The organism is Microbacterium sp. CPCC 204701, assembly GCF_004010105.1.
Classification (GTDB): domain Bacteria; phylum Actinomycetota; class Actinomycetes; order Actinomycetales; family Microbacteriaceae; genus Microbacterium.
On sequence record NZ_RRYE01000377.1, the window covers coordinates 1 to 2,805 of the forward strand.

General features: G+C 70.8%; 3 protein-coding genes. 1 reads left to right on the forward strand and 2 read right to left on the reverse strand.

Going from position 1 to position 2,805, the window contains the following annotated elements; translation table 11 throughout:
• Window positions 1-401, reverse strand: a 401-nt coding sequence (locus EIO58_RS15615) for an ATP-binding cassette domain-containing protein (protein WP_127820280.1), incomplete at its 3' end; no start/stop codon positions are given.
• Window positions 398-1,438 carry a metal ABC transporter solute-binding protein, Zn/Mn family gene (locus tag EIO58_RS15620; RefSeq protein ID WP_127820281.1) on the reverse strand — a complete coding sequence of 347 codons (1,041 nt, stop codon included), beginning with the start codon at window positions 1,436-1,438 and terminating at the stop codon, window positions 398-400. The genes EIO58_RS15620 and EIO58_RS15615, both read right to left, overlap by 4 nt.
• Window positions 1,439-1,567: 129 nt before the next feature.
• Between EIO58_RS15620 and EIO58_RS15625 the strand changes: the two genes are divergently transcribed.
• Window positions 1,568-2,805 (forward strand): glycosyltransferase (locus EIO58_RS15625; RefSeq protein ID WP_164861768.1); only part of this gene is annotated, 1,238 nt, incomplete at its 3' end.

Here is a 2,805-nt window from a genome sequence, read left to right on the forward strand (position 1 = left end):
AGCCCGAAGCGGTGGCCGTCGACCCCGAGCGACACCAGGTCGCGGCCGCGCAGCGCGGTGTCGCGCGACAGCGGGCGGGCCTGCGGGATGTAGCCGATACGGCGGCTGCCGCGGCGCCGCCGTCGGCTCGCCGGCACCAATCCACGCGGTCGCTGAGCCTGCCGAAGCGCGCCGCGAACCTCGATCGTGCCGCCCGAGAGCTCCTCGAGGCCGAGGATGGCCCGCAACAGGGTCGTCTTGCCCGACCCGCTGGGGCCGAGCACGGCGATCAGCTCTCCGGCGTGCACGTCGAGATCCAGGCCCGACCACAGCTCGCGGTCGCCTCGCCGCAGCGCGGCGTCCCGGATGCTGAGAATCGGCGGCGTGCCGGCGGGCGTGCGCTGGGGGTGCGCGTCGCTCACGCGTCCAGCGTCGTGCTCAGCGCCTCGACGTTCGCCTGCATCCACGAGATGTAAGTCTGGCCCTCGGGGAGCGTTTCCGAAAATGCGATCACCGGGATGCCGCCCGCTTCGGCGGCGTCGACGATGTGATCGGTCTCGGCACCGCCGGTCTGCGAGTTCGTGATGACCACGCGCACATCGCCCGACTCGAGCAGGCCGAGAGACTCCAGGAGCGTCGCGGGCGCGACATCCTGTCCTTCCTCGACGGCCTCGCTGAATGCCTCGGGAGTGACGTCGGCGAGACCTGCCGCGGTGATCAGGTACACCGGCACCGGCTCGGTCACGAAGACGCTCTCTCCCTCGTGGGCTGCGGCGATGTCGGCGAGCGACGCCTCGATGCCCTCGACCTCGGCGACGAACTGCTCCGCGTTGGCGGTGAACGTCTCGGCGTCGGCCGGGCTGAGCTCGCCGAGCTCCTCGGCGATCGCCTCGGCGACGTGCGCGATGGTGTGCGGGTCGTACCAGACGTGCTCGTTGAACCCCTCGACGTGTTCGTGGTCGTGGTCATGACCCTCTTCGTCGGCGCCAGCATCTTCGTCGGCGTGCTCGTCGGCGTGCTCCGTCGAGGCGGCCCCGGGCTCGGCATCCGTCGCCTCATCGGAGTGGCCCTCGTTCTCGGGCCAGTCGTGCGAGAACTCGGCGGCGGTGATGACGTGCGCCTCGGTGCCGCTGGATTCGATGAGCGCGTCGATGTATGCGTCGTAGCCGCCGCCGTTCTCGATGACGAGGTCTGCCTCCGCCACGGCCAGCTGGTCGCGCGCGCTGGGCTCGAACGAGTGCGGGTCCTGCGAGTCGCTGGTGACGATCGACGTGACCTCGATCAGGCCGCCGCCGACCTCCTCGGCGATCTGGCCGTAGACGTTGGTCGAAGCGACGACCGTGAGCGCCTCGTCCGACCCGCCGCCCGCCGGCGCGGTCGTCGAGGCGCACCCTGCGAGCGTGATGACGGATGCCGCAGCCAGGCCGGCGAGTGTCGGGAGGCGTCGCTTCGAAGTCATGCCGTCGATTCTACGAGTATTGATAATCGTTCTCAAGTCGAGGCGGGCCCGGAGAGTCGCGGGAACGAGCCTTCCGCTGCGATGTCAAGCCCCGCGGTACGGGACGCCGCGGAACGTACGGTGCATGTCATGACCGCCGAGCCCACCACGACGCTGCCGCATCGGCGGCAGCTCGCGGTCACGTGGGGGATCCCAGAGGAGTACGGCGGGATGACGGCGGCTCTGCTGCAGCGATCACGGTCGTTCGTGCAGCACGCGGGTGCCGAGGCCGACATTCTCACGTTCGAGACGCGCCCCGACTACGAGGCCGTGCGGCGGCTGCTCCGCGAGCGCGGCGAACTGGTCGAGGGGATGCGGCTGCGGAACATCTACGAGGACTTCCGTCACGGGGATCGAGTGCCGGTCGCCGTGCCGAAGCAGCCCGGAAGATCACCCCGCGCGCCGGACGAGGAGGAATGGACGCCCGGCGGATCCATCCGCCGCTGGCGCAGCGGCGAGCGCGAGGTGCGCATCGAGCACCGGCGCACCGACGACACTCTCGCCGTGCTGGAGGAACGCCGGCCGAACGGGCGGCGTCTCATCACCGCGTTCGATTCGGTCGGCCGTACCATCGGCCAGTGGACCTCCGCGACGGCGTTCCGGTTCGCGTGGCTCGACGAGATCGTGGCGCAGGAGCCGACGGTCATGGTCGTGGACAGCAAGACGGCGGCGCGTTCGATGCAGAAGTACCGGCATCCGGGAGTGGCCACGATCCACGTCGTACACGGCGCGCACCACGACGCGCAGGGCCGGCTGACGGCGTCCCGCCGCAGCATCTTCGAGAATCTCCACCGCTGGGATGCGGTGGTCTTCCTCACCGAGCGCCAGCGCGCGACCGCGGTCGCGCAGCTCGGCGACCCGGGCAACCTCGAGGTCCTGCCGAACGCCGTCACACTGCCGGAGTGGATGCCGCGCCTGCCCCCCGACCGGCTCCACGGCGTCGTCGTGTCGCGGCTCAGCGGCATCAAGCGTCTCGATCATGCGCTGCGGATCGTGGCCGCCGTCCGCGCCCTCGACATCCCGGTGACCGCCGAGATCGTCGGCGAGGGCGCGCACCGCGCGAAGCTCGAGGCGGAGGCCGAGCGGCTCGGGCTATCGGACGCCGTGCGGTTCACCGGCTACGTGCCCCACGCGGCCGAGCTGTACTCGCGCGGATCGTGGACGATGCTGACAAGCAGCTCCGAGGGCGAGGGGCTGAGCCTTCTGGAGGCGATGGCAGCCGGCTGCGTCCCCATCGCGTACGACATCCGCTACGGACCCGCCGAGGTCATCGTCGACGGACGCAACGGTCGGCTCGTGCCGGACGGCGACATCGATGCCGCCGTCCG

Bases quoted from the DNA above. Each gene is read 5' to 3' on its own strand.
- EIO58_RS15620 (WP_127820281.1), bottom strand. From the start codon at position 1,438: ATGACTTCGAAGCGACGCCTCCCGACACTCGCCGGCCTGGCTGCGGCA.